Raw genomic sequence first — 21,997 nt, forward strand, 5'->3', positions numbered from 1 at the left:
GACAGAAGAAAAGATCGCCCGCGGGAGCGGGCTCCTACACGGGATGTGATATACATCGTAGGAGCCCGCTCCCGCGGGCGATCTTTTTCAACGGTGGCGCAATATGGCCGGAGTCACCTCCCCCCTGCTACCAAGCGGTTTACCCCACCCTGTAGCGAAGCGTCCTGAATCCTGTAGCAACGCGTCCTGTAGCGAAGCGTCCTCATTTAAGCCGGATGCAGCGCCTTGTTGGTCTGCAGCTGCTGCAACTGCTTCTTCAGCAAGCCTTCATAGCTCGGCTGCAGGCCGTCAACCACAAACCAGTGACCGTCCACCAGCGCCTGTCGGGTGCGGATGCGCTGCAGTGTCTGGGAGGTGGCGCAGTTCTGGCCGTCCAGCAGCAGGGTCTGTTGGGTCTGCTGCCGCAACAACTCCCACACCGCCTGGCGCTCCTTCTGTGATTGCAGCTGTGATTGCAGGTTTTGTCCCCGCGCCGGTACATAGACCGCACCGCTGAACACCAGCCCCATGCCGGGGGCTTTTCTCTCCTGTAGCAGGCACAGCAGCAGTTGCGCCGCACAGATGGCCCGGAAGCCGGTACTGCCCAGGTCGTCGCCCTGGAATTGCAGTTCCAGCCCCTGTTCGCTGGCAAACACTACCTTGCCGCCGTAGAGGGAGCTGATACCGCTCAACTGGGTCTCCAGTTCACTGTAGAGCTGCTGTCGCAGCGAGGCGCTGAGTTGCTGGCGCAGGGCGTCGGTGTTGAGGCAGTAGAGTGTGAGGGAGACGCTGACGTTTTCCCGCTCCCGCGTCGGCAGCTGGCTTTCGTCGTTGGCGGCGCTGGTGTCTGCGCCGGGTTGAGAATCGTCCTCGCTGTTGCGGCGCAGGTTGAGGGCGCTGCTGACCATCAGGGCGATGGCCAGTACCAGCAGGGCCAGTAACCAGCTCTCGCGGGTCTCGCTATAGAGTCGTTCGTGGTCCACGGTGATGGTGACAAAGCCGGCCACGCTGTCGTGCAGGGTAATGGGTGCACTGTAGGAACGGTAGTCGCGATCGCTGTAGTCGCCGCTGCCGGGGGAGGTGCCGGCCTGCACCAGCAACTGGTTCTCCACATCGTGGATGGTGGCGCTGAGGATATCGGGGTTGCGGGCTACGTCGCTGACGGTGACCTGCAGGCTCACCAGATCGTGGTTGAGGGTGGCGTCGGTGGCTTGCTTGGCGGCCAGGTCGGCCAGTGCCTGGCCGTAATGGGCGCTGCGCTCATCGAGGCGGGCGCGGTGTTGCTGATCCGAGAGGGAGGTGCTCAGCAGCAGGCAGAGCAGGGCCGACAAACCGGCGACAAACAGGGGCGTCTGGAGCAGGCGGTAGAGGGTCTGGACTATCTGTTGCAGCATGGTGGGCTGTTGCGGCATGGCGGGAGTGCCGGAATTCCGTGGTGTTGATGGTGATTGCTGTATCCCTGACACGGCGTGTCGTGCAGCAAAACCACAGGGTATTTTAGTCTCGGGGGTGAGTAAAGCTATAATGCCGCACCAAGTCGCTGTTGCCAGAGTACCTTTGTGAAAGAGATCCTGCTGATTACCATCTCCGGTGAAGACAAACCCGGTGTGACCTCCGCCATTACCCGCATCCTCGGGCAATACAAGGCCAATATTCTCGATATCGGCCAGGCGGTGATCCATGACACCCTCAGCCTCGGCCTGCTGGTGGAGATTCCCGCCGCCTACGAGTCGTCGCCGGTGCTGAAGGACGTGTTGTTCAAGGCGCACGAGCTGCATATGCAGGTGCGTTTCCAGCCCATTACCGAGGAGAGCTACGGTCACTGGGTGGGGCAGCAGGGCAAGGACCGTCACATTGTTACCTTGCTGGCCCGTCGCATTACGGCGGAACAGATCGCCGAGGTGACCGCAGTGGCCGCCAGCCACAACCTCAATATCGACAATATTACCCGTCTCTCCGGCCGCTTGCCGCTGGAGTCGGCCGCGGAAAAGACCAAGGCCTGTGTGGAGTTCTCCGCCCGTGGCACCCCGGAAGACCTGGGTGAGCTGCGCTCGGCGTTTATGGAGCTGTCCACCCGCCTGGATGTGGACATCGCCTTCCAGGAGGACAACGTCTACCGTCGCAACCGCCGCCTGGTCTGCTTTGATATGGACTCCACCCTGATTGAGGCGGAGGTGATCGACGAGCTGGCCAAGGCCGCCGGCGTGGGTGAGCAGGTGATCGAGATCACCGAGGCGGCCATGCGCGGTGAGCTGGATTTCAAGGAGAGCTTCGCCCGTCGCATGGCGCTGCTGAAGGGACTGGACGAGTCAGTGCTGGCGCAGATCGCCGAGCAGCTGCCGGTCACCGAAGGCGCCGAGCACCTGATCTCGACTCTCAAGCAGCTGGGCTACAAGACCGCTATTCTCTCCGGCGGTTTCAACTACTTTGGCCGTTTCCTGCAGCAGAAGCTGGGTATCGATTACGTCTACGCCAACGAGCTGGAGATTGAGGATGGCAAGGTCACCGGCCGGGTCTCCGGTGTGGTGGTGGACGGTGCCCGCAAGGCGGAACTGCTGCGCGAACTGGCGCAGCGGGAAGGTTTGTCGCTGGAGCAGGTTATTGCGGTGGGGGATGGTGCCAACGACCTGCCCATGCTCAGTATCGCCGGTCTGGGCATTGCCTTCCGCGCCAAGCCATTGGTTAAGGCGTCTGCCAAACAGTCGATTTCCAACCTGGGGCTGGACGGTATTCTCTACCTCATAGGTTTTCGCGATCGCGACCAGCTGGAGGGTTGAGCGAGGGTTGCTGATGGCTGAGCGCAAGGCTCAGCCATCCATGGCGAACTCGTAGCTCATGGACTCTGCCGGGGCCTGCAGGTAGCGCCCCTGGATGTAGTGCACGCCGGTCTGCCAGAGGGTGGCCAGTACGCTGGCGTTTTCCACTTCCGGAATAATGGTGAGTTTGTCCGCTTCCAGCAGCTGGGTGATCAGGCTGTTGAGGGACTCGGGGTTCTCGCCACTGTTCTGGATGTCCTGGGTAAAGGAACCGTGCACCTTGATCAGGTCCGGGGAGGCGTGCTCCAGGGTCTTGAACGGGTTCAGGGAGCAGCCGAAGTTGGAGATGCAGGAGCGTCCGCCGATAGCTGCCAGCGCATCAAACATCGCTTTGGCAGCATTGAGGTGGTTGGTGACGTCATCTTCCTGCACCTGGAATATCAGGGCGTCAGTGCGCAGGTTGCTGGCCTTGAAGGCCACTGACAGCCAGGGCACCAGTGAGGCGTCACAGAGGGAATCCTTGCTCAGGTTGACCACCAGGCGGGTGTTAAAGCCCTTGCCACGGTGCGCTGCCAGCGACTTGATAGCCTGCAGGATCACCCAGCGGTCAATTTTTACCATTGCGCCCATCTGCGAGGCGATAGTGGCGAACAGGGTAGGAGAGAGGTGTTCCTGCTCATCCACCATGCGCAGAAGCACCTCGTAGAGCTCCTCGTCGGAGCCGCGCAGGCTGACGATGGGCTGGTACAGGAGCTTGAATCCATTGTTGGCCAGGGAGTGCTTCAGCTTGCGGGTGATCTCCGCTTCCCGGGCTTCGTCTTCGCTCAGTTCCGGCTCAAACAGGCGGGCACCGTTGCCGGCGCCGCTGTTGTCCTTGCGCCAGTTCTGCACCGCTTTCTGGGCCTCGGCCACTACCGCTGCCGAACTGTCGGACGTCTCGTTGATGGTGGAGACACCGACGGTACAGGTGGCCTGCACGGTGCGACCCTCGACATCAATGATGTGCTGCTCCAGCGCCTTGCAGATCTGTTGCGCCTTGCTCACCGCCGTCTCGGCGGAGAGGCCCGGGGCCACCAGCGCAAAGCTGTCGTCGCCCAGGCGGGCCAGGGTCTGGCCGGCGTCGGCAAAAGGCTGCAGGGCGGTGGCAATGCTTTTCACCACGCCGTCGGTGGCGGCCAGTCCCATCTGACCCTGAATGCGATCAGCAAAATCGTCCACTTCGATGTAGAGCAGGCAGGCGTGGGTGCCGTTGTTAACGGCGCGTGAAACTTCCCGCTCCAGCTGGTCCATCAGGAAGGGACGATTGTAGAGGTTGGTCACATGATCGAGATCCTTGACCTTCTGCAGTTCCGCCTGCAGCAACTCGCTGTCGGCGTCTGTGGCCTTGGCGCGGATCAGAAACTGGATACAGGGCTCTTCGTCGTAGATGGCGTTGGCCACATCAATGGTGGCGGGAATGCTGCGCCCGTCGGCGGTCACTGTGGTCAGCTGCAGCTGGCTCAGCTCGGCGTCATCACCCTTGAGGGTGAACTCCTTGAGCAGCTGTTTGACCGGCTCCTGGTCGGCATCGCTGATCATGTCGATGACCGGCATGCACTCGATGTCGTCGCGATCGTCGTAGCCGAACATCTCCGCAAAGGACTGGTTGGCGTACAGATACATGCCATCCTGAACGAAGGCAATGGCGTCGCGGGAGCTGTCCAGCAGTTGCTGGCTGCGGCGTTCCGCTTCCCGCAGCTTCTGGTCGGCGCGGCGGCGGACCTGGCGCTGCTCGCGATTGCTCATCTCCCGCTGCAGTACCAGCAGCAGGTGCTGGTCTTCATCCAGGCGCACCACATCGGCGGCGCCAATCTTGAGGCCGTTGACCACCGGCTGGGTGCCCTCGTCATCACAGATGAGGATCACCGGTACGTCCTTGTTCAGGCGGCGTACGGTGCGGATAGCATCGACGGGAGTCAGTTGTGAGCAGGTATCCTGTGCCACCATCAGGTCCCAGGCGTTCTCCTGCAGCAGTTTGGCGAGGGCTTCCTCGCTTTCGACATGTTGGGCGCGGATGCTGAGGCCGGCGTTCTTCAACATGCTGACAAGCCTTTCAACTTCTGCACGGGAGTCGTTGAGGATCAGCAGGCGAATGGTCTCGTTAGCAGTCATAGCAGAAAATCGGTAATCCTAGGAGCCGTGTATCGTCAGGGCCGGTGGTGGCCCCGGATGAACCTCGGGCGGCAAATATCCTGGCCTGGGGAGAGCCACTATTGTACGGGCCGCAGAGCAGGGTCAACCAGACTACTGCAAAATTTATTTCCCTCCACGCGTCACTCTCCGGCTTTTCGCCGAAGTGTGACGTTGTTTGCACAATGTGGAGTGTTACTCGGGGAACTCCCGGTGCAAATGGCGGTACGAGAACAGGCATACACTGGAGGCGCTGAACTCCAGTTTGGTGAGGTGCAGGAGCATCTCTTCCTGGTTGTCCCGTACCATGACCTTGTTGCCTTCGCGGAAGGGCACGGCAGCGGTGATCAGCACCTGCTGGTTCATCTCCGGGCCACCGCGAGAGGCAATAAAGGCGCGCATATAGACATTGCTGCCGGAGGTGGCGCGTTGCTGGGCGGCGACCGGCACCAGCTGCTGGGCGATGATCTGCACACCCAGCTGGGAGCTGTCCCGGTGCTGCCGGGCCCAGCGGATCACCGCCAGGGACCAGAGCGGGCGTCCCGGTTCACGGAAGGCGATCAGTTCTCCGGCCCTGGCCTGGGGCGGGATCTCGCCGTGCCACTCCAGGCAGTAGCCGCCACTGCTGGTATCCGAGGTGTGCACCTGATAAATGGGGTAGCGGTTCTGGTCCACTACCTTGGTGGTCTTGGCGGCTTTGGCCTGGGCGCGGTAATCGTCCAGTGAGAGCTCCAGTATGGAACCCCCCAGCTTTTCTGCGTCCGGGGCGTCGGCCCAGGGATCTTTGAGCCCGGTGGACTGGCTGTTGAACTGGCTGGAGGTGATAGATCTGTGACCCAGTGCCGAGGCATCGCTGAGGAACTGGTCGAAGGTGCGCTGCTGGGACAGGTGATAGTGCGCCTGGGTGAGGCCGACCACGACTTCCAGCGGGGTGTTGCTGGGGCGTCGGGTCGGTTTGCGGTGGCGCTCCTCGCCCCAGCTGGTGAGCAGGTGCTGGGTCAGCCTCTGGTTAAGGCGTTGCGGCAAGCCGGTACCGCCCTGGCTGGCGCCGGCACTATCCTGCACCAGATCCAGCAGGTGGCCAAAGCGCAGGGCACGCAGGGTGGCTGGCCGGGGCTTGTTGTCGGGCCAGGTACTGCTGTAACCGGGCGGGTAGCTGTCGGCCAGGTCGACGCAGTAGAGTGCCGGCTCCGGGGAGTGCACCGTATCGATGGTAACGGCGCGGCTCCACTCTTCCAGTGCATTATAGAGGGTGTAGACCTCCTGCTGCTGCAGCTGGTTGGGGCCTGCGGCGCTGAGCAGCAGCGTGCGGCAGTAAGTCTGCTGGATGGTGCTGGCCGGTAGCTGGCGCAGCAGGTTGTCGCTGGCCGCCTGATGTTGCAGGCCGGTGATTTCCGCAATCCGGTAGAGGGTGTGGATCTCCAGCCACAGCTGGCTGGAGACCTGGGAATAGATCTGGGAGTTGCGCAGGTATTGCAGGCCAAGCCCGGTGAGGGCGCGGTGCAGCGCCAGTGTCAGCTGCTCGGAGTCATCCTTGCGCCAGCGACTGTTGCCGCGCTTCAGCAGCAGGTCTTTCACCACCTGACAATAGCCGGCGGTCATATGTTTCTGCAGCGCCTGGGCGATGATGGCAGTTTTCATCGCTGTCTCGGGCAGGATCAATGGCTGGTCGAGAAAGTCTGCGGCCAGCCCCTGAATGCACTGCTGCACACAGTCGCGCAGGGCTTCCAGAATGGCCAGCCGGTTGTCGGCACTGGTATTCAGGCGGCTGACTTCCGGCAGGGCCTTATACAGCAGCACGCTGGTATGGGTGGTGCGGGTGACAGGCAGCAGGCTTGCCCACGCGCTCACCCTCGCGGGCTTGGCGCTTTGGCAAAAGCTCAGTTCCGACAGCTCCTGGGGTGGCAGGCGCAATCTGTTTATCAGTTGAAGCAGGGTGGCAGTGTCAGTCATCGCGGCGTAATCGCTCGGCACAGGTCCTTGTCACACGGATCGCCCTCCACCGCTCTGTTCCGCTGCCGGATGGCGCTGGAGCAGGGTGAGTGAAACTGAGCATCCAGTCACAGTTTAAGTACAAAGTACCGCAATGTGTAATAAAACGACAGTTTTATGTCACGGATTGTTATGGCCGGTTGCTGCGGGGGAATATCGCAGGATCAGTACAGCAGCGTCTTGTTGGGTTGGCCGGGCTCTTCCCGGGCCAGCTTGGGGACCAGGTAGCCGGACATGCAGGCCTGCATCTGGCGGTGCAACTCCAGCGCTTCGGTGTCGCTGACTTCGAAATGGGCGGCACCGTCGACGCGATCCAGCTGGTGCAGGTAATAAGGCAGCACGCCCAGTTGAAAAAGGCGTTCGGAGAGGCTCTTCTGGCTGGCAAGGGTGTCATTGACACCCCGCAGCAGCACGGCCTGGTTCAGCAGGGTTACACCGGCGTGGCGCAGGCGGGCGAGGGCATCGCCGACGGCAGGATCCAGCTCATTGGCGTGATTGCTGTGGATCACCAGCACAGTCTGCAGGCGGTGGCCACTGAGCCAGCGCAGGGCGTCGTCGGTAATGCGCTGCGGAATCACCACCGGTAGGCGGGTGTGGACCCGTAGGCGCTGCAGGTGGGGAATCTGGCACAGCTGTTCCACCAGCCACTGCAACTGGCGGTCGCCGCTGGCCATGGGGTCGCCACCGCTGAAGATCACCTCCTGCAGGCTGTCGTCCTCGCGCAGGTAGTCCAGGGTCGCCTGCCACTGGGCGCGGCCGGGGTTGTTGTCGGCGTAGGGGAAGTGGCGGCGGAAGCAGTAGCGGCAGTTAACCGCGCAGTGGGGGGCCACCACCAGCAGTGCCCGCCCCCGGTATTTATGGATCAGCCCCTGTTGCGGGTTGCTGCCCAGCTCCTGCAGCGGATCGGCACTGTAGCCGTCGGCACTGTGCAGCTCGGCTTCCAGCGGCAGGATCTGGCGCAACAGGGGGTCGTTGAGGTCGCCTTTGCGGATGCGTTCCAGGAAGGGCTTGGGCACCCGCAGGCCAAAGTGGCTGGTGGCGGCTTCGGCCGCCGGCAGCAGTTCCATGGGCAGCTGGAGGTACTCCAGCAGCTGGCGGGGTTCGCGCACGGCCTGAATCATGGCTTCCTGCCAACTGAGGGTAGTCTGGGCTGGGATGATCTGGCTCATGGGTCTGGCTGCGGCGCACCGGGGGATAAGGGGGCGGCATTGTATCAATACCGCGCTCTTTGCGCCTCTGTTCCCGCTGTGGTTGCCCCCGGGCAAGACATTCACCGGGCAATGAACGCCACTGGTTATTTTCCCCGCAGGCCTGCGCTATAATGCCGCCCACTCCGGCCCCGGTCCCTGCGCCCGCGGCCCCGATTGCTATCCCGATGACCGATAATTAGCGCGAGACCTACCATGGCTGTTTACTCCACCAACGAATTCCGCAGCGGCATGAAAGTGATGCTGGACGGCGAGCCCTGTGCCATCCTCGACAACGAGTTTGTCAAACCCGGTAAAGGCCAGGCCTTCAACCGCGTAAAGCTGCGCAACCTCAACACCGGCCGCGTCTGGGAGCGTACTTTCCGCTCCGGTGAGACCCTGGAAGGCGCCGATGTGATGGACCACGACATGGAGTACCTCTACAGCGATGGTGAGTTCTGGCACTTCATGGATCCCGTGACCTTCGAGCAATTCCAGGCCGATGCCAAAGCCGTGGGCGACAACGCCAAGTGGCTGAAGGAGACCGACAAGGTCACCGTAACCCTGTTTAATGGCTCTCCACTGGCTGTGACTCCGCCCAACCACGTGGAGCTGGAGATCGTTGAAACCGATCCTGGCCTGAAGGGTGATACCGCCCAGGGCGGCACCAAGCCGGCCAAGCTCTCCACCGGCGCTGTGGTAAAAGTGCCTCTCTTCCTCTCCGAGGGTGAAGTGATCCGTGTGGATACCCGCAGTGGCGAGTACCTGAGCCGCGCCAAGGACAAAGATTAAGTCCTTGCCGCCCCGGGGCATCCGGCCCCGGGGCTACCTTCCCCTTTTTTGTTTCCCTGTCTCCCATGTCTCTCTGGCAACCTTCGGCTTCCCTGCCCCAGCTGCAACAGCGCGCGCAACTTAACCACTACCTGCGGAATTTCTTTGCTGACCGCCATGTGCTGGAAGTGGAAGTGCCGGCGCTCTCCCGGGCGGCGGTGAGCGACCCCCACATCGACAGTATTAACGCTTCGGTGTGTGGCGAGACCCTCTACCTGCAAACCTCGCCCGAGTTTTTCCTCAAGCGCTTACTGGCGGCGGGCAGTGGTGATGTCTACAGCCTGGGACGCGTATTTCGCAATGGTGAGGCCGGCCGTCGCCACAACCCGGAGTTCACCATGCTGGAGTGGTACCGGGTTGGCTGGGACGATCAGCGGTTGATGGACGAAGTGGCCGACCTGCTGCATGGCTGCCTGACCCTCGGCAGCACACAGCGGTTGAGTTACCAGGAGTTGTTTGAGCGCGAGCTGGGAATCGATCCCCACGTTGCCGGTGCGGCGGAGCTGGAGGGGCTGGTAAAGACACACATCGAGATTGACCTGCAGAGTGACGATCGCGATCTGTGGCTCGACCTGCTGATGAGCCATGTGCTGGAGCCGTGCATGGGTGACGGGCTGGTGTTGCTCTATGATTTCCCGGCTTCGCAAGCGGCGCTGGCCCGCCTGGGTACCAATGCCCGCGGGCAGTCAGTGGCAAAGCGCTTTGAAGCCTATGTGGGTGGCATTGAGTTGGCCAACGGCTACTGGGAACTGTGCGACGCCGACGAGCAGGCCGCGCGCCTGCAGCGCGATCTGCACAAGCGGCAAACTCTGGGCCTGCCCCAATACCCCGTCGACCAGCATCTGCTGCAGGCGCTGGCCGCCGGCATGCCGGACTGCGCCGGTGTGGCCATGGGGGTGGATCGCCTGTTGATGTTGCAGGGCAGCTGCGACGATATCCGTAAGTTGCTGGCGTTTCCGTTTGAGAGGGTTTGAGAGCAGGACGCTGCGCTTACCAGTACAGAGGTTACAGGACGTTTCACTGCAGGTGGTTCAACGGGGGTGGCCCTGTAGCGAAGCGTCCTACCCCCCTGTAGCTCTGCGTCCTGAATCCTGATTTATATCCCCTGATTCATCGCCCGTGAGGGCTCATCGTCCACCGGTCCGACTTCCTTCGCTGGCACACCTGCCACCGCAGTGCGCTCGGGCACCGCTTTCAGCACCACACTACCGGCGCACACCTTGGCGCCGCGTCCGACTTCGATATTGCCGAGAATCTTGGCGCCCGGGCCGATCATGACGCCGGCGCGGATTTTGGGATGGCGATCGCCACTCTCCTTGCCGGTACCGCCCAGGGTGACGGACTGCATGATCGAGACGTTGTCCTCCACCACCGCGGTTTCACCGATCACAATACCGGTGGCGTGATCCAGCATGATGCCCTTGCCGATGCGGGCCGCCGGGTGGATATCCACACCAAAAGCGACGGAGATACGGTTTTGCAGGAACAGCGCCAGTTCGCGGCGGTTGTGCTGCCACAGCCAGTGACTGACCCGGTGGGCCTGCAGGGCGTGGTAGCCCTTGAAGAACAGGAAGGGGGTGGAGAGGTTGTCACAGGCGGAGTCCCGCTCCATCACTGCCAGCAGGTCGGCGCGGGCGGCGGCGCTTAGCGACGGGTCCGCTTCCAGTGCCAGCTGCACCACTTCGCGGATCTGCATGGCCGAGGCGGCCGGAGTGTCCAGCTTGTTGGCCAGGTGGAAGCTGAGGGCGTCTTCCAGGCGCGAGTGGTTGAGGATTGTGGCATGGAAAAAACTGGCCAGAATCGGTTCTTCCGCGGCCTGCTGGGCGGTCTCCTGGCGAATGGTCTGCCAGATCTCGTCCTTGGCCGGATCGGGCAGGCGACTGTCCGGGAAGTTCATGGGCGGCTCCTCAGTGAAAAACGGGGCGATTATCCCGCTTTCGGTGTGACTGTTGCAAATGTGACAAAGAGATCGGAATGGACGACGGTAACCATGAGTTCGGGTGACTGTGCTGGCGCTCTCGCGGGAGGAGCATATGACGCGGAGCCTCAGTATGAGTTTGGTTCGTGTTGTGGATATGAACAAGTTGAATTGCGGTGGGGCTGCCAGAGCGTGGTCCGGGGTGGGCCGTAGTCTGGTTTCTCCCGGGCGTCATGGGCCCCCGCCTGCGCGGGGGCGACGGAGAGGATAGTGATCGGTAACTGCCGGGTGGTGATGGCAGGGCAGGTGACCGGAGCCTCAGCGGCGCAGTTCCCGGACATAACCCGCATCAGAGTCATTCCCGCGCAGGCAGGAATCCATAGATCATTTACTGAATCTTCAATCCCGCCAACTCGTTCTTCCCGCGCAGGCGGGAATCCAGGCTCCGGTAGCCTTCCGCCAGAGCAGTCACTGCGTGTCATTCCCGCGCAGGCGGGAATCCATATCCTGCCAGGCTTTGGGCCTGAGTCAGGACGGTCTGGATGGGCGAATCGGGCGCACCATCTAAAACATCGGCATTTCCAGTGGTGGCTCCTGCAGCGCCGCCAGCTGTTCCCGCAAGGTCAGGATATGGTCCGACCAGTAGCGCTGGGTGTTAAACCAGGGGAAGTTGTGGGGGAAGGCCGGATCTTCCCAGCGGCGGGCGAGCCAGGCGCTGTAGTGCATGATGCGCAGGGTGCGCAGTGGCTCAATCAGGTTCAGCTCGGCGCCATTAAAGGGACAGAATTGGCGGTAGCCCCGCAGTATGGCCTCCAGCTGCACCTGTTGCTGCGGGCGCTCGCCGGAGAGCAGCATCCACAGGTCCTGAATCGCCGGGCCCGAGCGGCAATCGTCGAAGTCGACAAAGTTGGGGGCGTCGTCGCGCCAGAGGATATTGCCCGGGTGGCAGTCGCCGTGCAGGCGCAGGGTTTCAAAGCGGGTGGCGGCAAAACGTTGCTCGACAATTTTCAGCAGATCCTGCGCCAGGGTGCGGTAGGCGGTTTCCAGCTCCATGGGGATAAACTGCTGTTGCAACAGAAATTCCATGCTCTCCACGCCGTAACTCTGTATGTCGATGGCGGGGCGGTGAAGGAAGGGTTTCTCGTATCCCTGGTTGTGCAGGCGCGCCATAAAGCGACCCATCACTTCCAGGTTGTTGAGGTTATCCAGCTCCGGCGCGTGGCCGCCACGGCGCTCAAACAGTGCGAACAGAAAGTCGCCGTGCTGGTGCAGGGTCGTGCCGTTGCTGTCGGCCATGGGCGGCACCACCGGCAGCTCCATCTCCACCAGCTCGAGGCAGAAGTCGTGCTCCTCCTGAATCTGCTCCCGGCTCCAGCGGTGGGGGCGGTAGAACTTGGCAATCAGCGGCTGGGCATCGTCGATGCCCACCTGATAGACTCGGTTCTCGTAGCTGTTAAGCGCCAGAATGCGGCCGTCACAGTAGTAACCCATGGATTCCACCGCATCCAGTACGGAGTCTGGTGTGAGGGCATCGTAGGGGTGGGTTGTTTCGCTCATGGGTCTGTCGGCTGCCTCTGGTAAACGGCGCTCAGTTTGGCGGAACTCGCTGGCAGGGTCTAGCATCGTCATTGAGATGGCCGCTTTAAGGATGTTGGTGATAACGGTTAGGCCAATCCCGTTGGCTGATGTCCGGACAGGAGTCCGGTGGGCAGGGATTGGGACATTGGATTGCAATATCAGGGAATGACAGGGATGAAGATAATAATTGGTGTAGCCGTGCTGCTGCTGGCGGCTTTTTTGTTTTTCAGGAACAACCGTTCAGTGGCTGGCAGTCATGGGCGCACGGTTCGTCCCGGCGCCTCGTTAAATCCGAAATCGGGTCGGGCGCAGCCTGCCCCCAGGCCCTATCGTGCCACCTCAATTGTACCGGGCACCAACGCCTGCGGCGCGGTAGCAGAACTGCAGGAGACCCGCTTCCTGGACGCGCAAGGCGCGACGCCGGCCTTGCCGCTGGAAGGTTGTGACGCAGGAAGCTGCCAGTGCCGCTACGCTCATCACACCGACCGTCGCGACAGCAGCGACGACCGGCGCCTGGCCGGTCAGCTGCAATCCCAGCTTTATGAGGCCAACAGCGGTGATGAGCGTCGTCAACGCCGTCGTGGCCGTCGTCGACGGGACCTGAACTAGTCCGCCAGGCTCCGGTTGGCCGCTCGGGTAAGGCATTACGCCAGTTCAGGCCCGCATCGGAGTCGATGTGGTTTCGGCGTGCGGGTCAGGCACCATACATCCACGCGTGCGGCGCCGGCATCCCGCAGCAGCTGGCTCAGTAAGCGCGCGCTGGCGCCGGTGGTCACCACATCGTCGATCAGCGCCAGGTGACGGCCACTCAGGAGCGAGTGCATTCGCGGCCGCACCTCAAAGCAGTCGCGCAGGTTGTGCAGCCGCTCACGTCGGCTGAGGCTTTTTTGCGCCTGGCCGGCGGCAACTCTCTGCAGGGCCATCAGCGCCGGGATGCCTGTCTGCTGGCTGAGTCGATGGCTCATCCAGGCGGCCTGGTTGAAGCCGCGCTGCAGCTGCGCCCGCCAGTGCATGGGGGTGGGTATCAGCAGGTCGGGGCGCGGGCCATTCCCATAATGCGCTTCTACAACCTTCGCCAACCGCCAGAGCAGCAGTTCCCCGGCCGTGAGGTCAGCGTTGTGTTTAAACACATTGAGCCAGTCGCTGGCCGGCGGGGTGTGATCGCCTGCGCAGAGGGTATGGTAGAACGCCGGCGACTGCTGCAGGCATTCGCCGCAGATCTCACCACTGCCGGGCAGGGGCAGGGCGCAGCGCCGACAGCGATGAGGGGCGGGGGTGCTGATGGCGTGACAGGCATGACAGACGGGAGTCCCGGAGAAGAGACCGCAGAGGCGGCAGGGCTGGGGAATCGGGATGGGGGAGAGTAGCCGGGTGAGCAGCGGAGAGAGTCGCCGGGTGAGTCGCCGGTAGAGAGGCACGCAGGACATCCTTGTATGGTTAGTTAACCTTGTTTCGGATTTTTGGTTGACAGGTTCATCCAGAGCCTTATCATGCGGACATTCACAGCTTTATTTTTAACCAATCCATGGCCTGGAGCCGGCGTCCGCACGCCAGCCCAGACAGCCGTAAAGAGCCTAACAGGGTGATTCAGATTATGGGCGCCACTGCCGACACTATCCGCCACGACTGGACCCGGGAAGAGATCAACGCACTGTTCGATCTGCCCTTTAACGACCTGATGTTTCAGGCGCAGGTGGTGCATCGCCAGTTCTTCAATCCCAACGAAGTGCAGATCAGTACCCTCTGCTCCATCAAGACCGGCGCCTGCCCTGAGGATTGCAAATACTGCCCCCAGAGTGCCCGCTACGACACCGGCCTGGAAAAAGAGCAGTTGATGAAAGTAGAAAAGGTGGTGGAAGAGGCCCGGGCCGCGAAAAACAGTGGCGCCACCCGCTTCTGCATGGGTGCCGCCTGGCGCTCGCCGAAGAAAAAGGACATGCCCTACGTCACCTCCATGGTGCGTCAGGTGAAGGCGCTGGGCCTGGAGACCTGCATGACCCTCGGTATGCTGAAAGAGGAGCAGGCCCAGGAGCTGGCAGAGGCCGGCCTGGATTACTACAACCACAACCTGGACACCTCGCCGGAATTTTACGGTGACATTATCACCACCCGCACCTATGAGGATCGTCTCAACACCCTCTCCAATGTACGCGCTGCCGGTATGAAGGTGTGCAGCGGCGGCATCGTGGGTATGGGTGAGCAGCAGAAAGACCGTGCCGGTCTCCTGCACCAGCTGGCCACCATGCCGCAGCACCCGGACTCCGTGCCGATCAACATGCTGGTGCGTGTTGAAGGTACTCCGCTGGCGGACCAGGCTGACCTGGACCCGTTTGATTTTATCCGCACCATCGCCGTGGCCCGTATCCTCATGCCCCGGTCCCATGTGCGTCTCTCCGCTGGTCGCGAGGAGATGAACGAGCAGATGCAGGCGATGGCCTTTATGGCCGGTGCCAACTCCATCTTCTACGGTGAGAAGTTGCTGACCACGCCCAACCCGGAAGCCAACAAGGATATGGCGCTGCTCAACCGTCTTGGTATCAACACCGAGAAGTACGAAGTGGAGCAGGATGAGGCGGAGCAGGAAGAGGTGCTGCGCCAGTCCATGGAAGCGGCCCGCAACGACCAGTTCTTCTACGACGCCGCCAAGTAAGCGGCGTCATTCTCCGGCACAGATTTCAGTAAAAGGCAGCTCCGCCATGTCGTCGATGGATCAGCTTCTGGCGCAGGCACTGGCAGAGCGGCAGCAGCACAACCTCTACCGCCGCCGTACCACCATCGACTCTCCCCAGGGAGCCCACGTGGTGGTGGATGGCGAGACCCTGCTCAATTTCTGCAGCAATGACTACCTGGGACTGGCCAACCACCCGCACCTGAAAATCGCCATGAAGCAGGCGGCCGACACCTACGGCGTGGGCAGCGGCGCTTCTCACCTGGTGTGCGGTCACTCCCGCGAACACCACGCCCTCGAAGAGGAGCTGGCTGCCTTTACCGGCCGCGACCGGGCGCTGCTGTTCTCCACCGGTTACATGGCCAACATGGGCACTATCAACGCCCTGGTGGGCAAGGGTGACGGGGTTTTCGAAGACAAGCTCAATCACGCTTCGCTGCTGGATGGCGGACTGCTCAGCGGTGCTCGTTTCCAGCGTTTCCTGCACAACGACAACGACGACCTGCAGCGCAAGCTCAGCAGCAGTGACGCCAGCCGCAAGCTGGTGGTGGTGGACGGTGTCTTCAGTATGGACGGTGATATCGCTCCGCTGGCTGAGCAGGCGCAGGTGTGTGCGGCGCAGGACGCCTGGTTGATGGTGGATGACGCCCACGGTTTCGGCGTGCTGGGCGACAGCGGCGCCGGGGTGTTGGAACACTGCGGTCTCACCCAGCAGCAGGTGCCGGTACTGATGGGCACCCTGGGCAAGGCGCTGGGCTCCTTTGGCGCCTTTGTGGCGGGCAGTGAGACCCTGATCGAATACCTGATCCAGGAGGCGCGTCCCTATATTTACACCACTGCCATGCCGGCGGCTGTGGCGGCAGCAACCCGCGCCAGCCTTCGATTGATCAGTGATGAGAGCTGGCGGCGCGATCACCTGCAGCAGTTGATCGCCCAGTTCCGCGCCGGCGCTGAGCAGCTGGGACTGCAATTGATGCCCTCGCAGACTGCTATCCAGCCGCTGGTGATTGGGGCGGCGGATCGCGCCATGGCGGCGGCTGCGGCGCTGCGGGAGAAAGGATTCTGGGTCGGTGCTATTCGTCCGCCCACGGTTCCCGCCGGCACGTCCCGCCTGCGCATCACCCTGTCGGCAGTACACACCTTTGAGCAGCTGGAGCAGCTGCTACAGGCACTCTCCAGTGTACTGGCGGAGCTGCCAGACGATGGTTGAAGCAATGCGTATCGCGGTGGAGCGATTGCCGGCGACGCAGAGGCTGCGTCCGGAACCCCTGGTGCTGCTGCACGGCTGGGGCAGCGATACCCGCAGCTGGGAACCGCTGTTGCCGGCACTGAATTACCACTACGACCTGCTGCTGGTCTCCCTGCCCGGCTTTCATGGAAAGAATGGTGGCAGTGAAGTCTGCGAGTCGATGGATAGCTGGCTGGCTGAACTACAACGGCAGCTGCCCGAGCGCTACCTGCTGGTGGGGTGGTCACTGGGGGGCATGCTGGCGTTGCAGCTGGCGGCACGGGAACCGAAACGGGTACTGGGCCTGATCACCCTGGCCAGCAATCTCTGCTTCGTGGCCCGGGATGACTGGCCTCAGGCGATGCCCGAGGACACCTTTGCCGGCTTCTACGACAGCTTTGGCGCTGCCGCGGCGGCGACCCTCAAACGCTTTGCCGGCCTGATGGCCAAGGGTGCCGGTGAGCAGGAGCGGGAGCTGTTGAAAACGCTGCGACAGCTCAGCGCTTCCTCGGCAGAGGGCCGGGAGATGACCGCCTGGCAACAAGGGCTGCAGTGGTTGCAGCAACTGGATAATCGCGCGGCGTTTGCGCAACTCACCCAACCCGGCCTGCACCTGCTGGCCGCCGACGATGCGCTGGTACCGGCGCAAGTGGAGGAGGATATGGCACAGCTCAACCTGCTACAGCGTGTGGACGTGGTCAGCGACAGTTGCCATGCCCTGCACTGGCAGCGCACCGACGAGGTGGCGGCACGGGTAACGGAGTTTGTGGAACAGATCCACTACACGGTGGATAAAGCCAGTGTGGCACAATCCTTCGGGCGTGCTGCCCACAGTTACGATTCAGTGGCGGGTTTGCAGCGCGATATCGGCCATAACCTGTTGCGCCAGATCGATACAAGCGCACAGGTGGCCGATCGCTGGCTGGATCTGGGCTGCGGCACCGGCTATTTCGAGCCGCACTTGTGCCGGCAGCTGGACCTGCCGGGCCAGAACCTGATTGCGCTGGATCTCTCCCACGGCATGCTGCAGTTCGCGCGAGAGGAACGTGGCGGCGATTACCTGTGGCTGTGCGGCGATGCCGAGTCACTGCCGCTGGCGGACAACTCGGTGGACGGTATCTTCTCCACCCTCGCTATCCAGTGGTGCAGCGATTTGCCGGCACTGTTTGCCGAATTGCAGCGGGTGCTCAAGCCCGGTGGCCGGGCCTATCTCGCCACCCTGGGCCCGGGCACCCTGCGTGAGCTGCGTGCGGCCTGGAGTCAGGTGGATCAGTTTACCCATGTGAACCGTTTTGCCAGTGAGCAGCAGGTGCGGGCGGGCGTTGAGAGCTCAGGCCTGCAATTGCTGCAGTGGCAGGGTGAAGAGATGGTGCTGCGCTACAGCGAAGTGCGGCAGCTCACCCATGAGCTGAAGGCGTTGGGTGCCCACAATATGAACCACGGCCGCGCCAGCGGTTTGACCGGACGCCAGCGCCTGCAGGCCTTTAAGCTGGCCTACGAGAATTTCCGTCAGGCGGACGGACTGCTGCCCGCCACCTATGACGTGTTTTACCTGCAACTTCTGAAACATTGAGACCGACTGTTCCATGGCCAAAAAGAAATTTTTTATCGCCGGCACCGACACTGATGTGGGTAAAACCCTGATTGCCTGCGGTCTGCTGGAAAAGGCCCGCCAGCAGGGGCTGCGTACGGCAGCTATCAAACCGGTGGCTGCCGGGTGTGAGGAGACACCGGATGGCCTGCGCAACAGCGACGCGCTGGCCCTGCAGGCAGCCATGACCAGCGAGTTTGATTACAGCGAAGTCAATCCGGTGGCCCTGCGCTCCGCCATCGCCCCTCATATCGCCGCCCAGCAGGAGGGCAGGGTGCTCTCTGCCGCGCGCCTGGCCGGCTATTGCCAGGGGCTGTTTATGGCGCCGGCGGACCTGTTGCTGGTAGAGGGAGCCGGCGGCTGGCGGGTGCCGCTCAACCCGCGGGAAAACCTGTCGCAGCTGGCGCAGGAGCTGCAACTGCCGGTGGTACTGGTGGTGGGGATGAAGCTCGGTTGCCTGAATCACGCCCTGCTCACGGCCGAGGCCATTCAGCGTGATGGCCTGGTGCTGGCGGGCTGGGTCGCCAACCGGGTGGACCCGGATATGAACTGTTACGAGGAGAATGTGGCGACCCTGAAAGGCTTGCTGAAAGCGCCGTGTCTGGGTGAAGTCCCGCATCTGGCTGAGGCTGATGCAGTGGTCGCAGCCCAATACCTCTCTCTGGAGCCTCTGTTGGGAGAGGACTGAAGTCCTCTCCGCCTGGCTCTCCTGTCTGGTTCTCCGGCCGTCCTCACGGCCGTCACGCTTTCTACCCGGGGCGACTTTCCGGGGCTCTCATTCCGGCGCTCTCTGCCTTCACCACGGGCGGCGCCTGCTATCACCCAAGGCCCTTCACTGAATCTACACAGTTAACTGGCAAGGTTTATGCTGATGTAACAGCGGGGAGAGCTGGTCCCGGGTCGCGGCGTGTCCGCGCAGAGCAGTGGAAGCGTTTGAAATTAAAACGACTGTTTGATTTAATCGGGGGCTGTTGCCGCCACGCGCGGCTGTCGATGTAACCACTGTCCGGTTACTGCAATCCATCGGCATTACCTGTGACCTGTTCACGTTTACTCAAGCAACGGATTTGACTAATTGAGGTGACCCTATGGCTGACTACAAAGCTCCTCTGCGCGATATCCGCTTCGTTCTCAATGAAGTGTTCGATGCCCCGGCTCTCTGGGCCCAATTGCCCGCTCTGCAGGAACTGGTGGACGGGGAAACGGCGGACGCGATTCTGGAGGAGGCAGCCAAACTGATCGAGCAGGAGATTGCCCCTCTCAACCGGGAGTCCGATGAGCATGGCTCCAGCTGGGAAGATGGCGTAGTCACCGAGCCGGAGGGCTTCAAGGCGGCCTACGAGGCCTTCTGTGAAGGGGGCTGGAACGGCCTTGGAGGTAACCCGGAATACGGCGGCATGGGCATGCCCAAGATGCTGACGGCGCAGGTGGAGGAGATGCTGCAGAGTGGCAGCATGTCCTTTGGCCTGGCGCCCATGCTTACTGCCGGCGCCTGTCTCTCCATCAATGCCCACGGTTCTGATACGTTGAAAGAGACCTACCTGCCCAACATGTACTCCGGCGTCTGGTCCGGGGCCATGGATCTCACTGAGCCCCACGCCGGCACCGACCTCGGCATTATCCGCACCAGGGCGGAAGATAACGGTGACGGCAGCTACAGCATTACCGGCACCAAGATCTTTATCACCTGGGGCGAGCACGGCATGGCGGAGAATATCATCCACCTGGTGCTGGCCAAGTTGCCGGATGCGCCTCCCGGTCCCAAGGGTATCTCCCTGTTCCTGGTGCCCAAATTCATGGTCAATGACGATGGCTCGCTGGGAGAGCGCAACCAGTTCAGCTGCGGTTCCATCGAGAAAAAAATGGGCATTAAAGGGTCAGCCACCTGCGTCATGAACTACGATGGTGCCAAAGGTTGGCTGGTGGGCGAGGTCAACCAGGGGCTGGCCTGCATGTTCACCATGATGAATTACGAGCGACTGGTGGTGGGTATCCAGGCGCTGGGGGTGGCGGAGATGTCCTACCAGAACGCCGTCGAGTACGCCCGTGATCGCATCCAGAGTCGCTCACCGGCCGGTGCTGTCTGCCCCGACAAGGCCGCCGACCCGATTATTGTGCACCCCGATGTGCGCCGTATGCTGTTGGTCATGCGCGCCCAGACCGAAGGTGCCCGCGCGCTTTCCACCTACGTGGCCAAGTGGCTGGACCTGGGCAAGTACAGCGACGATGCGGAGCAGAAGAAGTACGCCAACAACATGATGGCGCTGCTGACTCCGGTGACCAAGGCGTTTATCTCGGACAAGGCACTGGAGACCACGGTGCTGGGGCAGCAGGTGTTCGGCGGTCACGGCTTTATCCGTGAGTGGGGCCAGGAACAGCTGGTGCGTGATGTGCGCATCACCCAGATCTACGAAGGTACCAACGGTGTGCAGGCCATGGATCTGGTGGGCCGCAAGCTGGTGGCCAACGGCGGTGCTTTCTTCGCTGATTTTGTCGCCGACGTGGAAGCGTTCGTAAGCAGTTGTGATGGCAATGCTGCCATGCAGGAGTTTATCGCCCCGCTGACCAGCGAGCTTGAAAACCTGAAGCAGGTTACCGCCGCGGTGCTGGAGCAGGCCAAAGGTGATGCCAGTGCCATTGGTGCCGCCGCCAACGACTACCTGCACCTGTTCGGTACCTTCTCGCTGGCCTATATGTGGGCGCTGATGGCGAAGGTGGCGCTGGAGAAGGTCGATTCCGGCGAGGCGGACTTCTACCGTACCAAGCTGGCGGTAGCGCGTTTCTTCTACCAGCGGCAGCTGCCGCTCACCAAAGCCCTGTCCGGTAACATCCTGGCTGGCAGCGACACACTGATGGCGCTGGACGCTGATCTCTTCTGATCGACCCTATGAGGCTGCATGGCGCAGGGCGTAGTCCTGCGCCCACTGCGCCATCTCTGCCGGCGGCATGGGCGGGGCGATGTAAAAGCCCTGCACAATGTCGCAACCCAGTTCCTGTACCAGTTGCCAATCCTCCAGCGTCTCCACCCCTTCTGCCACGCAGCTCAGGCTCAAGCTGTGGGCCAGGCCGATACTGGATTCCAGAATCGCGCGGCTGGCGCTGTTGCCGGCCGCATCATGCACAAAACAGCGGTCGATCTTCAGCTCCGTAAACGGGATATGGCGCAGTTGCTCCAGCGATGAAAAGCCGGTGCCGAAATCGTCGATGGAGAGACCAAATCCCTTCAGGCGCAGGCGGGTGAGGATATCGAGGGCGATGTTCATATCCTGCGCCAGGGTGCTCTCGGTTACTTCCACCACCACATCACTGGGGCTCAGCCCGCGGCGCTGCAGCGCATCGCTGAGGATGTCCGGCAGGTCCAGGGCGCTGAGGGTGCTGGGGGAGAAGTTGATGGAGACCCGGGTGTGCAAGCCCTGCTGCTGCAGGCTGGCACTGGCGTCAATGGCCTTGTGGTAGATGCAGTCGGTGAGCTCGTGGATCAATTCGTACTGCTCGGCGAGGCTGACGAACATATCTGACGGTATCCAGCCCTTCTGCGGGTGTTGCCAGCGTGCCAGTGCCTCCACGCCCACCAGCCGGCGACTGCCCATTTCCACCTGGGGCTGGAAGAAAAACTCCAGTTCGTCATTGCGGATCGCCTGGCGCAGCTCTTCGGCAAACACCTGGGTATTGTTGCTGTCTTCGCTGGTACGCCGCGGTGCATCACTGCGCAGTAATAGCTCCCCCAAAGCCTGCTGGCTGATGGGCTTGGGCAGGGTGCCGACAATGTGCAGGTGCTGTTGCTCGCCGAGGCTGCGTACCGACTCCAGCAGCCGCGGATCTTCGCCACTCACCAAAATAATGCCGGCGCTCTCCTCCAGGGCCACCAGGTGGCGCAGCAGCTGTATGCCGTCCATATGCGGCATGTTGAGATCGGTGAGGATGATATCGATGGGCTGGCTGCGATCCGCCAACCGGCGCAGGGCGTCGTGGGCGTTGGTGGTGTGGATCACCTGGCCGACCCCCAGGGCTTGCAGCTGTGCACAGAGGGCCGCCACCATAAAGGGGTCATCGTCCACCACCAGGCAGGTGGTGCGGGAGAGATCAGAGGGGTTCAATAG

17 protein-coding genes are annotated in these 21,997 nt (G+C 62.1%); 9 read left to right on the forward strand and 8 right to left on the reverse strand.

Going from position 1 to position 21,997, the window contains the following annotated elements; genetic code table 11:
- Positions 1 to 206: 206 nt before the first annotated feature.
- Positions 207 to 1,391 (reverse strand): hypothetical protein, encoded by a 1,185-nt coding sequence (locus GSF27_RS12790; RefSeq protein WP_160969684.1) that lies wholly within the window; start codon positions 1,389 to 1,391, stop codon positions 207 to 209.
- A 147-nt stretch (positions 1,392 to 1,538) separates the two neighbouring features.
- Here GSF27_RS12790 and serB point away from each other — a divergent pair, with 147 nt between their 5' ends.
- The gene (gene serB / locus GSF27_RS12795; protein ID WP_160969686.1) at positions 1,539 to 2,756 is read left to right on the forward strand and encodes a phosphoserine phosphatase SerB; all 1,218 of its coding nucleotides are present in this window, start codon (positions 1,539 to 1,541) and stop codon (positions 2,754 to 2,756) included.
- 30 nt (positions 2,757 to 2,786) lie between these two features.
- On the opposite strand, the gene GSF27_RS12800 is transcribed toward serB, so the two are convergent.
- From GSF27_RS12800 to epmB, 3 genes are all read right to left on the reverse strand, one after another.
- Entirely contained in the window at positions 2,787 to 4,886 is a 2,100-nt protein-coding gene (locus tag GSF27_RS12800; protein WP_160969688.1) for an EAL domain-containing protein, read from the reverse strand.
- Between the two features lie 213 nt (positions 4,887 to 5,099).
- The gene (locus GSF27_RS12805; RefSeq protein WP_160969690.1) at positions 5,100 to 6,857 is read right to left on the reverse strand and encodes a hypothetical protein; all 1,758 of its coding nucleotides are present in this window, start codon (positions 6,855 to 6,857) and stop codon (positions 5,100 to 5,102) included.
- A 203-nt stretch (positions 6,858 to 7,060) separates the two neighbouring features.
- Complete coding sequence (gene epmB / locus GSF27_RS12810; RefSeq protein ID WP_160969692.1) at positions 7,061 to 8,065, reverse strand: EF-P beta-lysylation protein EpmB; 1,005 nt, start codon at positions 8,063 to 8,065, stop codon at positions 7,061 to 7,063.
- A 234-nt stretch (positions 8,066 to 8,299) separates the two neighbouring features.
- Here epmB and efp point away from each other — a divergent pair, with 234 nt between their 5' ends.
- Both efp and epmA read left to right on the forward strand, forming a co-directional pair.
- A complete protein-coding gene (gene efp, locus GSF27_RS12815) occupies positions 8,300 to 8,875 on the forward strand; it encodes an elongation factor P (protein WP_160969694.1) in 576 nt (191 codons plus the stop codon).
- 65 nt (positions 8,876 to 8,940) lie between these two features.
- Positions 8,941 to 9,888, forward strand: a complete 948-nt coding sequence (gene epmA, locus GSF27_RS12820; RefSeq protein WP_160969696.1) for an EF-P lysine aminoacylase EpmA — start codon at positions 8,941 to 8,943, stop codon at positions 9,886 to 9,888.
- A 122-nt stretch (positions 9,889 to 10,010) separates the two neighbouring features.
- On the opposite strand, the gene cysE is transcribed toward epmA, so the two are convergent.
- Positions 10,011 to 10,811 carry a serine O-acetyltransferase gene (gene cysE / locus GSF27_RS12825; RefSeq protein WP_160969698.1) on the reverse strand — a complete coding sequence of 267 codons (801 nt, stop codon included), beginning with the start codon at positions 10,809 to 10,811 and terminating at the stop codon, positions 10,011 to 10,013.
- Between the two features lie 585 nt (positions 10,812 to 11,396).
- Positions 11,397 to 12,389: a serine/threonine protein kinase gene (locus tag GSF27_RS12830; protein ID WP_160969700.1), complete on the reverse strand. Its 993-nt coding sequence runs from the start codon at positions 12,387 to 12,389 to the stop codon at positions 11,397 to 11,399.
- Positions 12,390 to 12,584: 195 nt separating this feature from the next.
- Here GSF27_RS12830 and GSF27_RS12835 point away from each other — a divergent pair, with 195 nt between their 5' ends.
- Positions 12,585 to 13,019: a hypothetical protein gene (locus tag GSF27_RS12835; RefSeq protein ID WP_160969702.1), complete on the forward strand. Its 435-nt coding sequence runs from the start codon at positions 12,585 to 12,587 to the stop codon at positions 13,017 to 13,019.
- Between the two features lie 35 nt (positions 13,020 to 13,054).
- Here GSF27_RS12835 and GSF27_RS12840 read toward each other — a convergent pair whose 3' ends face one another.
- Positions 13,055 to 13,828, reverse strand: coding sequence for a ComF family protein (locus GSF27_RS12840; RefSeq protein WP_160969704.1), 774 nt, complete (start codon positions 13,826 to 13,828; stop codon positions 13,055 to 13,057).
- A gap of 176 nt (positions 13,829 to 14,004) precedes the next feature.
- Here GSF27_RS12840 and bioB point away from each other — a divergent pair, with 176 nt between their 5' ends.
- The 5 genes from bioB (at position 14,005) to GSF27_RS12865 (ending at position 20,776) form a co-directional block, all read left to right on the forward strand.
- On the forward strand, positions 14,005 to 15,060 hold the full coding sequence (gene bioB / locus GSF27_RS12845; protein ID WP_160969851.1) for a biotin synthase BioB: 1,056 nt from the start codon (positions 14,005 to 14,007) through the stop codon (positions 15,058 to 15,060).
- 46 nt (positions 15,061 to 15,106) lie between these two features.
- On the forward strand, positions 15,107 to 16,288 hold the full coding sequence (gene bioF / locus GSF27_RS12850; protein ID WP_160969706.1) for an 8-amino-7-oxononanoate synthase: 1,182 nt from the start codon (positions 15,107 to 15,109) through the stop codon (positions 16,286 to 16,288).
- A complete protein-coding gene (gene bioC / locus GSF27_RS12855; protein WP_237457549.1) occupies positions 16,281 to 17,879 on the forward strand; it encodes a malonyl-ACP O-methyltransferase BioC in 1,599 nt (532 codons plus the stop codon). The genes bioF and bioC overlap by 8 nt, the downstream gene beginning before the upstream one ends.
- A gap of 13 nt (positions 17,880 to 17,892) precedes the next feature.
- Entirely contained in the window at positions 17,893 to 18,585 is a 693-nt protein-coding gene (gene bioD, locus GSF27_RS12860) for a dethiobiotin synthase (RefSeq protein ID WP_160969708.1), read from the forward strand.
- Positions 18,586 to 18,985: 400 nt separating this feature from the next.
- Complete coding sequence (locus tag GSF27_RS12865; protein ID WP_160969710.1) at positions 18,986 to 20,776, forward strand: acyl-CoA dehydrogenase C-terminal domain-containing protein; 1,791 nt, start codon at positions 18,986 to 18,988, stop codon at positions 20,774 to 20,776.
- Positions 20,777 to 20,782: 6 nt separating this feature from the next.
- On the opposite strand, the gene GSF27_RS12870 is transcribed toward GSF27_RS12865, so the two are convergent.
- The gene (locus GSF27_RS12870; protein ID WP_160969712.1) at positions 20,783 to 21,994 is read right to left on the reverse strand and encodes an EAL domain-containing protein; all 1,212 of its coding nucleotides are present in this window, start codon (positions 21,992 to 21,994) and stop codon (positions 20,783 to 20,785) included.
- Between the last annotated feature and the right edge of the window lie 3 nt (positions 21,995 to 21,997).

The sequence above is a fragment of the Pseudomaricurvus sp. HS19 genome (genome assembly GCF_009857815.1).
GTDB lineage: Bacteria > Pseudomonadota > Gammaproteobacteria > Pseudomonadales > Cellvibrionaceae > Pseudomaricurvus.

What these genes read in the sequence shown, in the direction of transcription:
- epmB (WP_160969692.1), bottom strand. Translation starts at nt 8,065, where the DNA reads ATGAGCCAGATCATCCCAGCCCAGACTACCCTCAGTTGGCAGGAAGCC.
- bioC (WP_237457549.1), top strand. Translation starts at nt 16,281, where the DNA reads ATGGTTGAAGCAATGCGTATCGCGGTGGAGCGATTGCCGGCGACGCAG.
- cysE (WP_160969698.1), bottom strand. Translation starts at nt 10,811, where the DNA reads ATGAACTTCCCGGACAGTCGCCTGCCCGATCCGGCCAAGGACGAGATC.
- GSF27_RS12805 (WP_160969690.1), bottom strand. Translation starts at nt 6,857, where the DNA reads ATGACTGACACTGCCACCCTGCTTCAACTGATAAACAGATTGCGCCTG.
- epmA (WP_160969696.1), top strand. Translation starts at nt 8,941, where the DNA reads ATGTCTCTCTGGCAACCTTCGGCTTCCCTGCCCCAGCTGCAACAGCGC.
- bioF (WP_160969706.1), top strand. Translation starts at nt 15,107, where the DNA reads ATGTCGTCGATGGATCAGCTTCTGGCGCAGGCACTGGCAGAGCGGCAG.
- efp (WP_160969694.1), top strand. Translation starts at nt 8,300, where the DNA reads ATGGCTGTTTACTCCACCAACGAATTCCGCAGCGGCATGAAAGTGATG.
- bioB (WP_160969851.1), top strand. Translation starts at nt 14,005, where the DNA reads ATGGGCGCCACTGCCGACACTATCCGCCACGACTGGACCCGGGAAGAG.
- bioD (WP_160969708.1), top strand. Translation starts at nt 17,893, where the DNA reads ATGGCCAAAAAGAAATTTTTTATCGCCGGCACCGACACTGATGTGGGT.
- GSF27_RS12830 (WP_160969700.1), bottom strand. Translation starts at nt 12,389, where the DNA reads ATGAGCGAAACAACCCACCCCTACGATGCCCTCACACCAGACTCCGTA.
- GSF27_RS12800 (WP_160969688.1), bottom strand. Translation starts at nt 4,886, where the DNA reads ATGACTGCTAACGAGACCATTCGCCTGCTGATCCTCAACGACTCCCGT.
- GSF27_RS12835 (WP_160969702.1), top strand. Translation starts at nt 12,585, where the DNA reads ATGAAGATAATAATTGGTGTAGCCGTGCTGCTGCTGGCGGCTTTTTTG.
- GSF27_RS12865 (WP_160969710.1), top strand. Translation starts at nt 18,986, where the DNA reads ATGGCTGACTACAAAGCTCCTCTGCGCGATATCCGCTTCGTTCTCAAT.
- GSF27_RS12790 (WP_160969684.1), bottom strand. Translation starts at nt 1,391, where the DNA reads ATGCCGCAACAGCCCACCATGCTGCAACAGATAGTCCAGACCCTCTAC.